This is a genomic window from Streptomyces sp. NPDC031497 (assembly GCF_055580905.1).
In genome coordinates this window covers 1-13,524 of sequence record NZ_JBVIKO010000014.1, presented here as the reverse complement: position 1 = coordinate 13,524, position 13,524 = coordinate 1, and the positions used below count along the sequence as shown (strand labels likewise).

Sequence of the window (13,524 nt, the reverse complement as noted above, 5' to 3'; positions counted from 1 at the left end):
AAGCAGACCGGAACTGTTCTGTTTCGATCACGAACTCTCGTATAGTGACGGCCAGTTCAGTACCGAGCGTCACATCTCCCTCACCGGAATCACATCCCTACCCGCTCCGAGGACCAGACCGGACCGATGACCGCGCCCACGCATCCCGGCGATCGACCTGCCTTCCGTACGCTCGTTCCGACCCTCGCGCTGACCGCGGTGGTGTCGGCCCTCGTGGTCGTCGCCGCGGTGACCGCCGCGCCGGCCTCGGTCCGCACCCCCCTCGCCCTGGGGGCCAGTGCGGCCGCGCTGGTGCTGTGCGCCGCGGTGACCTGGGCCGTCCACGCGGCACGGGCCGCCCGGCGGGCCCGGCGCCGGCTGGAGACGGTGAGCCAGGACATCGGACGGCTGCTCCAGCAACAGGCCCGCACGACCGAGGAGGCGCGCCAGGAGCAGCAGCGGCTGATCGACGAACTGGCCCAGCAGCGCAGCGAGTTCGCCGACTCCTTCGAGCAGGAGCGAGTGCGGCTCCACGAGAGCGGCAGCCAGGAGCTGGACTGGTACCGGCAGGAGAACGGCCGGCTCGCCGCCGACCTGGAGCAGGCCTCCCGGGAGCGGGCCGCCGCGATCGCCGCGGCGGGCAACGCGGCCGGCCGGATGCAGGCCCTGGCCACCGCCACCCTCGCCGACCTGCGGGCCATGGAGGAGCGGCACACCGACGAGGAAGTGCTCGCCGACCTGCTGCACCTCGACCACCGCACCGCCCAGGCGGGCCGGATCGCCGACTCCATCGCCGTCCTGACCGGGGCGCGCTCCGGTCGCCGCTGGGCGCGTCCGATCAGCATGGAGTCCATCCTGCGCGGCGCGATGGGCCGCATCAGCGGCTACCGCCGGGTGCGGGTGCACTCGGTGAGCGAGACGGCCGTCACCGGCCACGCGGCCGAGGGTGTCATGCACGCGCTCGCCGAACTCCTCGACAACGCGGCCAACTTCTCGCCCCCGACGGCCGAGGTCCACGTCTACGTGGAGGAGGTGCCGGCCGGGGTCATCGTGTCCGTGGAGGACAGCGGGCTGGTGATGGGCGATGTGCAGCTGCGCCGCGCCGAGCGGGCGGTCGCCGGTGACACCACCGAGCTCGGCGGCCTCACCGGTACCCGGCTCGGACTGGCGGTGGTCGGCCGGCTGGCCGGCAAGCACGGGCTGAAGGTGTCGTTCCGGCCCTCGGCGCGCGGGGGCACCGGGGTGCTGATGCTGGTCCCGCAGGACCTGCTGACCCGCCCGGTCGCCGACGAACCCGCGCTGCCCAAGCAGCCGGAGCCGGTCGAACCGGTTGCGGTCCCGCCGGACCCGGTACCCGTGCACGAGTCCGCGGAGCCCGACGAGGACGAGGAAGGGCCCACCGGGCTGCCCAGGCGGCGCCGCGGCCGGACCCTCGCCGAGGCCGAGCGCCGGTCGGCGCCCCAGCCGGCGGAGCCGCGCCCGGTGCCCGCGGCCGAGGACGCCCGGGTCCGCGCCACCCGCTTCAACAGCTTCCGGCAGGCCGTCCGCCCGGCCGCGTCCGACGCCGCCGAGCCCTCCGGCGCATCCGGCCGCGCCAACGCCCCCGGCGCCGCCGAGGCCGACGCCGCCTCCGCCCCCTACATCCCCACCCCGGCGCACGATCCGGTCCCCGCGCCCCACCCGGAGTCCGGTCCCGAGCCCACGTCCCACCCGCACGCGCACCCGGAAGGCGACACCACTCCATGACCGGCAGGACCACCGCCGACGACAAGCTCACCTGGCTCATCGAGGGCCTCCTGGAGCGCACCCCCGGCGCGCGACACGCCCTGGTGCTCTCCCGCGACGGCCTGAAGCTCTGCCGTACTCCGGAGCTCTCCGTCGACCAGGCCGACCAGCTCGCGGCGATCGCCGCCGGCATCCAGTCGCTGTCGCACGGGGCGTCCGTCGAGTTCGGCGACGGCAGCGGTGGCGTGCGGTCGGCGATGACCGAGTTCTACGGGGGCGTGCTGTTCATCGTGGAGGCCGGCGAGGGCGCCCATCTGGCCGTGGTGACCAGCGAGGACGCGGACCCGGGGCTGGTCGGGCACAACATGAGCGAACTGGTCGAGCAGCTCGGCGAACACCTGACCGCGCAGCCCCGTACGTCATGAGCCGGCCCGGCAGGGACGACGCGCCCGACCGCCTGTACACCATCACCGGCGGCCGCAGCAGCACCGGGCCGGACAGTCCCTTCGACCTGGTCACGCTGGTCGTCGCCGAGTCGGAGCCGACCCCCGGGATGCAGTCGGAACACGCGGCGATCCTGCGGCTGGCCGAGTTCCCGACCTCGGTGGTGGAGATCGCCGCGGAGCTGAAGCTGCCGGTGAGCATCACCAAGGTCCTGCTGTGCGACCTGCAGGCGGCCGGCCGGGTCAGCGCCCGCCATCCGTACCGGCCTGCCATCACCGACCCCGACATCCTGGAGCAGGTGCTCGTTGGACTCCGCAACCTCTGACGCGCGCACCCCGTTGGGTGCCTCCGCCGACCACGGTTTCAAGATCGTGGTCGTGGGCGGTTTCGGCGTCGGCAAGACCACCCTGGTCCGTTCCGTCAGCGAGATACGTCCTCTCAACACCGAGGAGACGATGACCCAGGCCGGCGAGGAGGTCGACGACGTCCGCGAGGTGCGCGGCAAGTCCGCCACCACCGTCGCCTTCGACTTCGGCCGGATCACGCTGGACGCCCGCAACGTGCTGTACCTGTTCGGGGCGCCGGGCCAGGAGCGGTTCTGGTTCCTGTGGGACCGGCTGTTCTCCGGCACCCTGGGCGCGGTGGTGCTCGTCGACACGCGGCGGATCGACGACTCCTGGTACGCCATCGACCGGCTGGAGAAGCACGGCACCCCGTTCATCGTGGCCTGCAACGACTTCGGCGGCCCCGCGCACGCGCCCGAGGACGTCCGGCACGCGCTCGACCTGGACCCGCACATCCCGCTGGTCACCTGTGACGCCCGGTCCCGGGAGTCCGGCAAGCAGGTGCTCATCCAGCTGGTCCAGCACGTCAAGAACCGGTACGCCGACCCCTCGGCACCGGCGGACCTGCCCCGACAGGAGTTCGTGTGACCCCCGAAGCCGTACCGCTCGGCGGCCCCCGGTTCCAGACCGAACCGGCGCGTCTGTACCGCGAGATGCGGCGCGACCACGGCGCCGTGACCCCCGTCGTGCTCGACGGGGACGTGCCCGCCTGGCTGGTCGTCGGCTACCGCGAGCTGCACCAGGTGACCGGGGACCCGGTGCTGTTCAGCCGGGACTCCGACCTGTGGAACCAGTGGGACATGATCCCCGACGACTGGCCGCTGCTGCCGATGATCGGCCGCAAGCAGCCGTCGATCCTGTACACCGTCGGCGAGCGGCACCGCGAGCGCGCCGGGATGATCAGCGACGCGCTGGAGGCCGTCGACCCCTTCGAACTGCGGGGCCACGCCGAGCGGTTCGCGGACGAGCTGATCGACGGGCTGTGCACCAGCGGCGAGGCGGACCTGGTCGGCCAGTACGCGATGCTGCTGCCGGTGCGGGTGCTGGCGCGGCTGTACGGCTTCTCCGACGAGGAGGGCCCCGGCCTGGTCACCGCGCTCAACGACATGATCGACGGGCGCGAGCGGGCGATCGCCGGACAGCAGCATCTGGGCTCGTCCATGGCGCAGTTGCTGGCCGACCGGAAGGCGGACCCGGCCGACGACGTGGTGTCGCGGATGCTCCAGGACAAGAGCGGGTTCACCGACGAGGAGATCTCCCAGGACCTGATGGTCATGATGGCGGCCGGGCACCAGCCGACCGCCGACTGGATCGGCAACTCGCTGCGCCTGATGCTCACCGACGACCGGTTCGCGGCCTCGCTGTTCGGCGGCCGCAACAGTGTCGCCGAGGCGATGAACGAGGTGCTGTGGGAGGACACTCCCAGCCAGAACATTGCGGGCCGCTGGGCCTCCCGTGACACCCAGCTGGGCGGCCGCCGGATCCGCGCCGGTGACCTGCTGATCCTCGGCCTCCAGGGCGCCAACTCCGATCCGCAGGTGCGCACCGACGCCTCCGCGCTGACCGGCGGCAACAGCGCGCACTTCTCCTTCGGGCACGGCGAGCACCGCTGCCCGTTCCCGGCCCAGGAGGTCGCCGAGGTGATCGCCCGGACCGGCATCGAGGTCGTCCTCGACCGGCTGCCGGACATCGACCTGGCGGTGCCCGCCGACTCCCTCACCCGCCGGCCCTCGCCCTGGCTGCGGGGGCTGACCGAGCTTCCCGTCCGGTTCACGCCCGTACCCACCCTGTAGTCCGACACCGACGGTCAGGCGCAGCACCGATTGGCGCAGTACTCCGACTCTGCCCTGGGAGGCACGTCACGATGACGACCGGTACCGAACAAGCCCGGATCGCCCTCGACCCCTTCGTCACCGACCTGGACGGCGAGAGCGCGCGGCTGCGCGCCGCCGGTCCGCTCGCCGCCGTGGAGCTGCCCGGCGGGGTGCCCGTCTGGGCGGTCACCCGCCATGCCGAGGCCAAGGCGCTGCTCACCGACCCGCGTCTGGTCAAGGACATCAACGTGTGGGGGGCCTGGCAGCGGGGGGAGATACCGCCGGACTGGCCGCTGATCGGCCTGGCCAACCCCGGCCGCTCCATGCTGACCGTGGACGGCGCCGACCACCGCCGGATGCGCGCGCTGGTCGCGCAGGCGCTCACCCCGCGCCGGGTGGAGCAGATGCGGGAGCGGATCGAGAAGCTCACCCAGGACCTGCTGGACGCTCTCCCCGCGGACCAGGAGACCCTGGACCTCAAGGCGGCCTTCGCCTATCCGCTGCCCATGTTCGTGGTCGCCGACCTGATGGGCATCGACGAGGCCGAACTGCCGCGCCTGAAGGTGCTGTTCGAGAAGTTCTTCTCGACCCAGACCCCGCCCGCGGAGGTCATCGCGACCCTCACCGAGCTGGCGGGGATCATGGCGGCGACGGTCGCCGCCAAGCGGGCCGAGCCCGGCGACGACCTGACCAGCGCGCTGATCCTGGCCTCCGAGGACGGCGACCACCTCACGGACGAGGAGATCGTCTCCACCCTCCAGCTGATGGTGGCGGCCGGTCACGAGACGACGATCTCCCTGATCGTCAACGCCGTGGTCAACCTCTCCACTCACCCCGGCCAGCGGGCCAGGGTGCTCTCCGGCGAGGTGGACTGGTCGGCGGTGGTCGAGGAGACCCTGCGCTGGTCCACCCCGACCTCGCACGTGCTGATCCGCTTCGCCACCGAGGACGTGCCGGTCGGCGACAAGGTGCTGCCGGCGGGCGACGCGCTGATCGTGTCGTACGCCGCGATCGGCCGTGACGAACAGGCGCACGGGCCGAGTGCCGGGGAGTTCGACGTCACCCGGGAGTCGAAGAACCGGCACATCTCCTTCGGCCACGGCCCGCACGTCTGCCCCGGCGCGGCGCTGTCCCGGCTGGAGGCGGGCGTCGCGCTGCCCGCCCTGTACGACCGCTTCCCCGGCCTGGACCTCGCGGTACCGGCGTCCGAGCTGCGCAACAAGCCGGTGGTCACCCAGAACGACCTCTTCGAGCTGCCGGTCCGGCTCGACTCCTAACCGGCCTTGACGGAGTACGACTTGGCTCCCGTGCCGGCCAGCGCACCGCCGTCGACGATCAGGTACTCGTCGCGGATCGGCCGGCCGGCGAACCAGGACTCCAGGATCTCCCGGGTGCCGGCGGCGTAGCGGGCCTGCGCGGAGAGCGAGGAGCCGGAGATGTGCGGGGTCATCCCCTGGTGCGGCATGGTGCGCCAGGGGTGGTCGGCGGGCGCGGGCTGCGGGTACCAGACGTCGCCCGCGTAGCCGGCCAGCTGCCCGCCGCGCAGCGCCCGGTCGACGGCGTCCCGGTCGACGATCAGGGCCCGGGCGGTGTTGATGAGATAGGCGCCACGCTTCATCGTGCCCAGCAGCTCGTCGCCGAACAGGCCCTCGGTCTCGGGGTGCAGCGGCGCGTTGACGGTGACGACATCGCAGTGCGGGGCCATGGCGGCCGCGCTCTCGTGGAAGGTCAGGTTCAGCTCCCGCTCGACGGACTCGGGCAGCCGGGTGCGGTCGGTGTAGTGCAGCTTCACGTCGAAGGGGGCGAGGCGGCGCAGCACCGCGAGGCCGATCCGGCCGGCGGCGACGGTGCCGACGTGCATGCCTTCCAGGTCGTAGGACCGGCTCACGCAGTCGGCGATGTTCCAGCCGCCGTCGAGCACCACCTGGTGCGAGGGCAGGTAGTTGCGGACGAGCCCCAGGATCATCATCACCACGTGCTCGGCGACGCTGATGCTGTTGCAGTACGTCACCTCGGCGACCGTCACGCCGTGGGCGATCGCGGCGTCGAGGTCGACGTGGTCGGACCCGATGCCGGCGGTGACGGCCAGCTTGAGGTTCTTCGCGGCGGCGATGCGCTCCGGGGTGAGGTACGCCGGCCAGAACGGCTGGGAGATGACGACGTCCGCGTCGGGCAGCTCACGGTCGAAGACCGAGCCCGCGCCGTCCTTGTCGGAGGTGACGACGAGGGTGTGGCCGGCCTTCTCCAGGAAGGAGCGCAGGCCGAGTTCGCCGGAGACGCTGCCGAGGAGACGGCCGGGGGTGAAGTCGATCGCCTCGGGGGTGGGGGTGGTCTGACCGCCCGGATAGTGGTCGATGACGGGGATGTCGTCGCGGGCGTAGGTCTTCGGGTATCCGTCGGTCGGGTCGTCGTACAGGACGCAGAGCACCTTGGCCATGGTGGCGGCTCCTCAACTCCGTTGCGGATGGCTTGCCTTCACGATCCTCGGGGGCAACCGCGCTGGTCAAAGCGAACGTTGTTATGTGCTCATAGTCCGCGGCTATCAGTCGCGGCCGTCCAGGTGGGCGGTCAGCAGGCTGTCGAGCGCGTCCCGCAGCCGTGCCTGGCGGGCGACCTTCACCAGGGCCTGGGCGAGCACGGACTGCGGCTCGCTGCGGGCGACGACCAGGCCCACCCGGGGGCCGTGCGCCGGGCCCTCCAGCGGGACCACGCGCAGGCCCTCCGGTACGCCGAACATGTGCAGCCAGGCGTGCGAGATCACGCTGGACCAGCGGCCGCCGGGGAGATGGGCGTAGAGGCCGGCGACGCTGTCGGACTCGATCGCCGGGACGGGTGCGGCGCCGTCGGCGGCGAAGCAGTCGTCGATGATCCGCCGGTTGCGCATCCGGGGCCCGAGCAGGCACAGCGGGAGGGCGGCGGCCTGGGACCAGCTGGCGGTGACCGCGTCGCCCAGGGGGCCGCCGACCGGCGTGAGCAGGACGTACCGCTCCTCGTAGAGCGGGAAGCGGCGGACCTGCCGCAGCTCCTCGTCGTCCAGGTAGGTCATGGCCGCGTCCAGCTCGAACTCGGCCAGGCCGCGCCGTATGTCGGCGGACGACAGGGACTCCATGGCCACCCGGGCGTGCGGATGCCGGTCGCAGAAGGGGCCGGTGAGGAGTGAGGTGACGGGGACGGCGGTGGGGACGATGCCGAGGCGCAGGGTGCCGGTGAGGCCGTCCCGCAGCGCCGACAGCTCCTGACGCAGCGCGTCCCGCTCGGCGAGGATGCGGTGCGCCCATGCCAGCACCACCTCGCCCTCGGGGGTCAGACCCTCGTAGCGGCGGCCCCGGCGCACGATCGGGACACCGAGTTCGTGTTCGAGCCGCTGGATCGCGGCGGACAGCGAGGGCTGCGAGACATGACAGGCGGCGGCCGCGCGGGCGAAGTGCCGCTCTCGGGCGAGCGCGACGAGGTATTCGAGCTGGCGCAGCAGCATGCGGGCTCCCCCGGAGGGTCGGCGGCGGATCGACGGCGGCCACCGTATCCGGGTCCACGCCTACCGGACGGGGAGCACGGACCGGGAGCGCACGGCGGCGGCCGTTTGACATCGAGTGCGCTCGAAGCCGTAGCGTCCAGAGCGCTCCTCCGGACGAGGCCCCGGCGCCGGGATGCCGATACACGGATTCCGCAGCTGAATGGAACAAGGCCCGTGGGCCCTCCGGAACGGGAGCTGGATCCGAGCAGCGACGAAAGGCTGGGAGTGACATGCGACAGCGCAGTCTGCGAGACCTTCAGGTGAGCAGCATCGGCCTCGGCTGCATGGGAATGTCCGCCTTCTACGGCACCGCCGACCAGGACGAGGGCGCACGGACCATCCACCGGGCGCGGGAACTCGGCATCACCTTCCTCGACACCGCGCAGCTCTACGGGCCGCTCACCAACGAGACGCTGGTGGGCGAGGCGGTCCGGGGGCACCGTGACGAGTACGTGATCGCCACGAAGTTCAACTTCCGGATGGACGACGCCGTCCCCGGCGACATGAGCAGCATCGGCCCCCAGGACGGCTCCGCCGAGCACGTGCGCAGCTCGGTGCACGGCTCGCTCCGGCGTCTGGGCACCGACTACATCGACCTCTACTACCAGCACCGCGTCGACCCGAACGTGCCGATCGAGGAGACCGTGGGCGCCATGGCCGAACTGGTCGCCGAAGGCAAGGTGCGGCACATCGGGCTGAGCGAGGCGAGCCCCGAGACGATCCGGCGGGCCCACGCGGTGCACCCGATCGCGGCCGTGCAGACCGAGTACTCGCTGTGGACCCGCGACCCGGAGGACGAGGTGATCCCGACCTGCCGGGAGCTGGGCATCGGGTTCGTGCCGTACTCGCCGCTGGGCCGTGGCTTCCTGGCCGGGCGGTTCTCCTCCCCCGACGACCTCGACGCGAACGACTGGCGCCGCACCGGCCCCCGGTTCACCGGCGACAACCTGGAGGCGAACCTGCGGCTCGCCGACAAGGTGAAGGAGATCGCCGCGGAGAAGGACGTCACGCCGGCCCAGCTGGCCCTCGCCTGGGTGCTGGCCCAGGGCGACGGCATCGTGCCGATCCCGGGCACCAAGCGCCGTACCTACCTGGAGCAGAACGCCGGAGCCGTCGACGTCGAACTGACCAAGGAGGACCTGGCCCGCATCGACGCCGAGGTGCCCAAGGCCGCGGGCGAGCGTTACGACGAGGCCGGGATGAACAGCGTGAACCTCTAGGTTTCCGCTCTCGGTGGCCGCTCGGTGGGGGGTGGCGCACGCTGGTGGCATGGGGAACCTGCGGAGCTGTGCGGCGGGCCTGCGGCGGTCGTGGCAGTCGTCCCACGCGCTGCTGCTGCTCCCGATCGCACTCATCGTGGTGATCGCGGTGGCGGACCTGCGCGCGCCGGAGGACATCCATCTGGGCCCCGCCTTGGTCATCGCCCCCGCGCTCACCCCGTCGTTCGCCGGCCCCCGGGCCACCGCGCTGGTCGGGGCGCTCGCGGTTGCCGCCCAGGTGGTGATCGCCGTGTTCCACGGCGGGCTGTCCACCGTGAACCACATCGTGCAGATCGTCACCCTGACGCTGCTCTCGGTGATCGTGGTGGTGTACAGCGCGGTCCGCGAGCGGCGCCGCGCCCAGCTGGCCCAGGTGCGCACGGTCGCCGAGGCCGCGCAGCACGTGCTGATGTGGCCGCTGCCCGAGCAGATCGGCCCGCTGCGGATCGCCTCGCTGTACCTGGCCGCGGAGGACGAGGCCCAGATCGGCGGCGATCTGTACGCGGTCACCCGTTCCGACGGCCAGGTCCGGGTACTGATCGGCGATGTCCGGGGCAAGGGGCTGGCCGCGATCGGCGAGGCGGCGCTGCTGCTCAGCGCCTTCCGGGAGTCCGCCCACGGGGACATCACCCTGCCGGAGCTGGCCGCCGTCCTGGAGCAGAGCGTGAGCCGGTACGCGGCGGACCTGGAGTCGCCGGAGGAGGCGGGCGAGCGGTTCGCGACCGCCCTGCTGATCGAGATCCCGGACCTGGACCCGGTCACCCGGATGACCAGCTGCGGCCATCCGCCGCCCCTGCTGCTGAGCCCCGGGAACGCGGTCACCGTCCCGAGCCTGCATCCGTCGCCGCCGCTGGGCGTGCACGGGACCCGGGCCGCGGAACACACGCTGGACGTGTTCTCCTTCGAGCCGGGCGACACCCTGCTGCTGTACACCGACGGGGTCGTCGAGGCCCGGGACGCCCGGCGCCGCTTCTATCCGCTCGAGGACCGGGTGGCGCAGTGGACCGACGACTCTCCCGAGGCGCTGATCCACCACGTCCGGCGCGATCTGCTGGTCCACGCCGGCGGCCACCTCGGCGACGACGCGGCCCTGATCGCCCTGCACCGTACCCCGAGCGTGCACCGGCATCACCGCGGGATACTCGGCCACGGCGGCGCCCGGACCGGGGACGTTTCAGAACTCCCTGGTCTGTGACTCCAGGTAGGTCGTCAGGAAGGCGAGCTTCGTGTCGCTGTCCGCCACCGCGACCGTGCCGAAGTCCGCGCCGAGTTCCATCGTCCGCGGGGTGTCGGTGGCGAGGGCCGGCCAGTCGGTCAGGGAGCTGCCGTTCGGGTCACCGGTGGCGGCGAAGCGGGCCACGTAGGAGGCGGCGGTGTCGGCGATGTCGTAGTCCTGGGAGGTCCAGGGGCGGTCGGTGCTGTAGAGGTAGCCGAGCAGGTAGTAGACGTCGGAGCCCTGGAAGGCGCCGGTCGCCTCGGTGCCGATGACCGGGTTGGTGGCGTCGTGGCCGGGCGGGACACGGGTCCAGAAGTAGGTGCGGACGGCGCTGGAGTTGCCGGCGGTCTCCTTGAACTGGGTCGCCCACAGGAAGGCGGAGACGCGCTCCTCGTCGCGGGCGTACGCGCTGTACTGCTGGGCCGCCGCCGTGTCGCTGTCCGCCGGGTACAGCTCCAGGAAGGTGTCGGCCAGCCCCAGGGGGCCGAACTCGGACCGGGCGTACGCCTGGAACGCGTCCAGGGTCGTCTTCAGACCGGGCGAGGCGCCGTTCGCGTCCTTGCAGACGCCGGTGAGGACGGGCACGTCGGTCTCGGCGCGGGCCGCCAGCACGGCCGTGTAGGTGTCCGGCAGCACATGTCCGTCGAGGACATGTCCGAAGTCGGCGGAGGCGTCGGAGGCGGCCCCGGCGACGAGGTCGCCGACGTCCAGCGCGCGCAGTTCGGCGAGGCTCCGGGCGCCCAGGCGGGCGGCGAAGTCGCTGCCGTTGGTCTCGGCGTCGGCGAGGGTGCGGTAGCGGCCGGCCCCCCGGGCCAGCGCCGGGTCCTTGGTGTACCGGACGCCCGAGGAGAGCAGGGCGCGGTGGTAGAGGCCCTTGGCACGCCGGGAGGCGAGCAGGATGTTGACGATCGACGCGCCCTGCGCCCAGCCGGCCAGGGTCACCCGGTCCGGGTCGCCGCCGAACGCGGCGATGTTCCGCTGGACCCACTCGAGCGCGGCGACGGCGTCCAGGATCCCCCAGTTGCCCGAGCCGCCGTACGCGGACTCGGCGGTCAGTCCGGGGTGGGCGAGGCCGCCGAGCGGCCCGACACGGTAGTTGGGGTTCACGACGACCACGCCCTTGGACGCGAGCAGGGAGCCGTCGTACATCTCCTGGCCCGACCACAGGGCCCGGTCTCCGCCATAGAGCCAGACCAGGACGGGGCGGCTGGTGCCCGAACCGGTCGCCGTGGTCCAGATGTTGAGGTTCAGGCAGTCCTCGCCGAGCTCGGGCACCTGGTCGTCGGGGATGTCCGTGACCGGCTGCGGGCAGGCCGGCCCCCAGGAGTCGGCGGCGCGCACCCCGTCCCAGGAGGGGGCCGGCTGCGGCGGGCGCCAGCGGTTGGCTCCGGCGGTGGAGGCGGCGTACGGGACGCCCTTGTAGACGGTGACGCCGCGCAGGCCGCCCTGGACTCCGGTGACCCGGCCGGACTCGGTGGTGACCGGGTCGGCTTCGGCCGCGTTCCGGGCCGCCTCGGCCGGTGTGGCCAGGGTGCCGAGCAGCCCGGCCGCGGCGGCGGCGCCCAGGAAACCGCGCCGGTTCAACGCGGCCGAAGGCATGTCTCTGTCGTTCACACGGGCTCTCTTTCGGGTCGTGGGGGGGGGAGCCGACGAGAAGCCTGGCGTCGGGCCGGGCGGCGCGGCAAGCGCAACCGGGCTACTCACAGCAGGTCAACAGGCTCTGACAGCAATGGAGTTGACCGAGCTGTTCAATTGTCTTTAGGTCAAAATTAAGCCGTAAGGGTGGTCTCGACCATTGGCTGACTGTCAGACTCCGCTTCGCCTTTCAGAGACAGGGAGTCGACATGTCCGACCTGCAATCCCCCACTCGCAGACGGCCGCTCCGCAAGGCCCTCGCCGCCGCTGTCGGTGCCCTTGCGCTGGTCGTCGCCGTGCCCGCCACCGCGCACGCCGACGTCCTGACGCTGCTGCCGCAGAACGCCGACGGACTGGAGCAGACCTTCTCCCCGGCCTACGACTACGACGGCGACGGCTGCTACACCACCGCCGCGATCGGCGCCGACGGTACCCTCAACCCCGGTCTGGCGCTGGGCGGTGACGTCAACGGCCACTGCCACGACTACGCGCAGCTGGCCAATGCCAACACCTACTCCCGCGAGAAGTGCAACAACGGCTGGTGCGCGGTGATGTACGCCAGCTACTTCGAGAAGGACCAGGCGACGCTCGGGCCGCTGGCCATCGGGCACCGGCACGACTGGGAACACGTCATCGTGTGGATCCAGAACAACCAGGTGCAGTACGTCTCGGTGTCGCAGCACAGCAGTTACCAGGTGGCGGCCGCCTCGGCGATCCGGTTCGACGGCACCCACCCGAAGATCGTCTACCACAAGGACGGCGTGTCCACCCACGACTTCCGGTTCGCCAACTCCAACGACGACCCGCCGGAGAACGTGACCGGCGGCTGGTTCTTCCCGCGTCTGGTGGGCTGGGACGGGTATCCGGCGGGCTACCGCGACAAGCTGATGAACGCGGACTTCGGCGACGCCACCATCAAGATCAAGGACGGCTCGTTCAACGCCAACCTGTCGTACTCCATGCCGTCCGGGATCTCGTTCGACCCGAACGCCTGAGTCAGGTGCGGCCCTCGACGACCCGGGCCAGGTTGTCGAGGGCCATCCGGGTGCCCAGTTCGTTGTCCTCGGGGCGGACGCCTTCGGGGATGCCCTCGTGCAGGACCTCGACGTCCGTGCCACCGCCGGCCGCGGTGAGGGCCGTCGTCATCGTCATGGTGCCCCGCACGGTGTCGTCGGCGGTCTCGAAGTCGATGACCTCGACGACGAGCCGGTCCGGGACCAGCCGGGCGAAGTGCCCCCGGTAGGTGTCGGTGTGCCCGCCGGACTTCCCGGCGCGGCCCGGGTCGTCGTAGTCGAGGGAGACCCGGAACTCGCCGCCCTCCCGGGCGTCGAAGACGTGGACCCGGGCGGTCATGCCGTCCGGTGCCCGCCAGGCGGCGACCGCCTCCGGGTCGAGCAGCGCCCGGTAGACGGCGGCCGGGGGCGCCTGCACCCGCCGGGTGACACGCGTGCTGGTCATGACCTCACGGTACCCGTGAGACGACCGTGGGGGGGGGGGGGGGGGGGGGGGGGGGGAAGGGAGGGGAGGGGGGGGGGGGGGGGCTGGGGGGCGGGCCTTCTACCATGATGTGTTTCTTTTTGATGTCCTTCTCCCC

General features: G+C 72.0%; 13 protein-coding genes. 9 read left to right on the top strand and 4 right to left on the bottom strand.

Annotated elements, in window-relative coordinates; translation table 11 throughout:
• The first annotated feature begins 126 nt into the window (after nucleotides 1-126).
• The 6 genes from ACZ5K7_RS26820 (at nucleotide 127) to ACZ5K7_RS26795 (ending at nucleotide 5,583) form a co-directional block, all read left to right on the top strand.
• Nucleotides 127-1,725 (top strand): sensor histidine kinase, encoded by a 1,599-nt coding sequence (locus tag ACZ5K7_RS26820; protein ID WP_468916954.1) that lies wholly within the window; start codon nucleotides 127-129, stop codon nucleotides 1,723-1,725.
• A complete protein-coding gene (locus ACZ5K7_RS26815) occupies nucleotides 1,722-2,129 on the top strand; it encodes a roadblock/LC7 domain-containing protein (RefSeq protein WP_123979438.1) in 408 nt (135 codons plus the stop codon). The genes ACZ5K7_RS26820 and ACZ5K7_RS26815 overlap by 4 nt, the downstream gene beginning before the upstream one ends.
• A complete protein-coding gene (locus ACZ5K7_RS26810; RefSeq protein ID WP_351696726.1) occupies nucleotides 2,126-2,473 on the top strand; it encodes a DUF742 domain-containing protein in 348 nt (115 codons plus the stop codon). The genes ACZ5K7_RS26815 and ACZ5K7_RS26810 overlap by 4 nt, the downstream gene beginning before the upstream one ends.
• A complete protein-coding gene (locus ACZ5K7_RS26805; RefSeq protein ID WP_468916950.1) occupies nucleotides 2,454-3,080 on the top strand; it encodes a GTP-binding protein in 627 nt (208 codons plus the stop codon). Before ACZ5K7_RS26810 ends, ACZ5K7_RS26805 begins: the two co-directional genes overlap by 20 nt.
• A complete protein-coding gene (locus ACZ5K7_RS26800; RefSeq protein WP_351696729.1) occupies nucleotides 3,077-4,285 on the top strand; it encodes a cytochrome P450 in 1,209 nt (402 codons plus the stop codon). The genes ACZ5K7_RS26805 and ACZ5K7_RS26800 overlap by 4 nt, the downstream gene beginning before the upstream one ends.
• Nucleotides 4,286-4,356: 71 nt before the next feature.
• A complete protein-coding gene (locus ACZ5K7_RS26795) occupies nucleotides 4,357-5,583 on the top strand; it encodes a cytochrome P450 family protein (protein WP_351696732.1) in 1,227 nt (408 codons plus the stop codon).
• Here ACZ5K7_RS26795 and ACZ5K7_RS26790 read toward each other — a convergent pair.
• Nucleotides 5,580-6,743, bottom strand: coding sequence for an NAD-dependent formate dehydrogenase (locus ACZ5K7_RS26790; RefSeq protein WP_468916946.1), 1,164 nt, complete (start codon nucleotides 6,741-6,743; stop codon nucleotides 5,580-5,582). The two genes, ACZ5K7_RS26795 and ACZ5K7_RS26790, sit on opposite strands and share 4 nt — an antisense overlap.
• Nucleotides 6,744-6,848: 105 nt before the next feature.
• Complete coding sequence (locus ACZ5K7_RS26785) at nucleotides 6,849-7,781, bottom strand: LysR family transcriptional regulator (protein ID WP_351696737.1); 933 nt, start codon at nucleotides 7,779-7,781, stop codon at nucleotides 6,849-6,851.
• Nucleotides 7,782-8,050: 269 nt separating this feature from the next.
• On the opposite strand from ACZ5K7_RS26785, the gene ACZ5K7_RS26780 reads away from it, so the two are divergent.
• Both ACZ5K7_RS26780 and ACZ5K7_RS26775 read left to right on the top strand, forming a co-directional pair.
• Nucleotides 8,051-9,040, top strand: coding sequence for an aldo/keto reductase (locus tag ACZ5K7_RS26780; RefSeq protein WP_468916943.1), 990 nt, complete (start codon nucleotides 8,051-8,053; stop codon nucleotides 9,038-9,040).
• Nucleotides 9,041-9,089: 49 nt separating this feature from the next.
• Nucleotides 9,090-10,274 carry a PP2C family protein-serine/threonine phosphatase gene (locus tag ACZ5K7_RS26775; RefSeq protein ID WP_351696742.1) on the top strand — a complete coding sequence of 395 codons (1,185 nt, stop codon included), beginning with the start codon at nucleotides 9,090-9,092 and terminating at the stop codon, nucleotides 10,272-10,274.
• Here ACZ5K7_RS26775 and ACZ5K7_RS26770 read toward each other — a convergent pair.
• Nucleotides 10,254-11,909, bottom strand: a complete 1,656-nt coding sequence (locus tag ACZ5K7_RS26770; protein ID WP_468916940.1) for a carboxylesterase/lipase family protein — start codon at nucleotides 11,907-11,909, stop codon at nucleotides 10,254-10,256. The genes ACZ5K7_RS26775 and ACZ5K7_RS26770 overlap by 21 nt on opposite strands.
• A 230-nt stretch (nucleotides 11,910-12,139) precedes the next feature.
• Here ACZ5K7_RS26770 and ACZ5K7_RS26765 point away from each other — a divergent pair, with 230 nt between their 5' ends.
• Entirely contained in the window at nucleotides 12,140-12,925 is a 786-nt protein-coding gene (locus ACZ5K7_RS26765; protein ID WP_351696748.1) for an NPP1 family protein, read from the top strand.
• A gap of 1 nt (nucleotide 12,926) precedes the next feature.
• On the opposite strand, the gene ACZ5K7_RS26760 is transcribed toward ACZ5K7_RS26765, so the two are convergent.
• Nucleotides 12,927-13,388, bottom strand: a complete 462-nt coding sequence (locus ACZ5K7_RS26760; protein ID WP_351696751.1) for an SRPBCC domain-containing protein — start codon at nucleotides 13,386-13,388, stop codon at nucleotides 12,927-12,929.
• Between the last annotated feature and the right edge of the window lie 136 nt (nucleotides 13,389-13,524).

What these genes read in the sequence shown, in the direction of transcription:
- ACZ5K7_RS26810 (WP_351696726.1), top strand. Translation starts at nt 2,126, where the DNA reads ATGAGCCGGCCCGGCAGGGACGACGCGCCCGACCGCCTGTACACCATC.
- ACZ5K7_RS26780 (WP_468916943.1), top strand. Translation starts at nt 8,051, where the DNA reads ATGCGACAGCGCAGTCTGCGAGACCTTCAGGTGAGCAGCATCGGCCTC.
- ACZ5K7_RS26760 (WP_351696751.1), bottom strand. Translation starts at nt 13,388, where the DNA reads ATGACCAGCACGCGTGTCACCCGGCGGGTGCAGGCGCCCCCGGCCGCC.
- ACZ5K7_RS26820 (WP_468916954.1), top strand. Translation starts at nt 127, where the DNA reads ATGACCGCGCCCACGCATCCCGGCGATCGACCTGCCTTCCGTACGCTC.
- ACZ5K7_RS26775 (WP_351696742.1), top strand. Translation starts at nt 9,090, where the DNA reads ATGGGGAACCTGCGGAGCTGTGCGGCGGGCCTGCGGCGGTCGTGGCAG.
- ACZ5K7_RS26765 (WP_351696748.1), top strand. Translation starts at nt 12,140, where the DNA reads ATGTCCGACCTGCAATCCCCCACTCGCAGACGGCCGCTCCGCAAGGCC.
- ACZ5K7_RS26790 (WP_468916946.1), bottom strand. Translation starts at nt 6,743, where the DNA reads ATGGCCAAGGTGCTCTGCGTCCTGTACGACGACCCGACCGACGGATAC.
- ACZ5K7_RS26795 (WP_351696732.1), top strand. Translation starts at nt 4,357, where the DNA reads ATGACGACCGGTACCGAACAAGCCCGGATCGCCCTCGACCCCTTCGTC.
- ACZ5K7_RS26785 (WP_351696737.1), bottom strand. Translation starts at nt 7,781, where the DNA reads ATGCTGCTGCGCCAGCTCGAATACCTCGTCGCGCTCGCCCGAGAGCGG.
- ACZ5K7_RS26815 (WP_123979438.1), top strand. Translation starts at nt 1,722, where the DNA reads ATGACCGGCAGGACCACCGCCGACGACAAGCTCACCTGGCTCATCGAG.